The organism is Streptomyces sp. P17, assembly GCF_032436805.1.
In the GTDB taxonomy this organism is placed as follows: domain Bacteria; phylum Actinomycetota; class Actinomycetes; order Streptomycetales; family Streptomycetaceae; genus Streptomyces.
Genome location: NZ_JAVRBF010001573.1, coordinates 1 through 230, shown reverse-complemented (window position 1 = coordinate 230; position 230 = coordinate 1). Strand labels below are relative to the sequence as shown.

Annotated in this window: 1 pseudogene; it reads left to right on the top strand. The window is 71.7% G+C overall.

What is annotated here, in order from left to right:
* A pseudogene (locus tag RMT89_RS45725) lies at positions 1-230 on the top strand (phage tail protein); the annotation flags it as partial.

Genomic DNA, 230 nt, shown 5'->3' with positions numbered 1-230 from the left:
CGGGGGCGCTGGCCGCCCGCGATCAGGCGGTAGCGGCGCGCGATACGGCGGAAGGGTCGGCAGCATCGGCTCAAAACAGCCAGCAGCTTGCCGCGCAGGCCCGCGCCGACGCAGCAGGGTTTGCCGCCGCAGCGGGCGCATCCCGCACGCAAGCGCAAAACAGCGCCTCATCCGCAGCCAACAGCGCAACAACGGCAGGCACGCAAGCAACGGACGCGGCATCCAGCGCA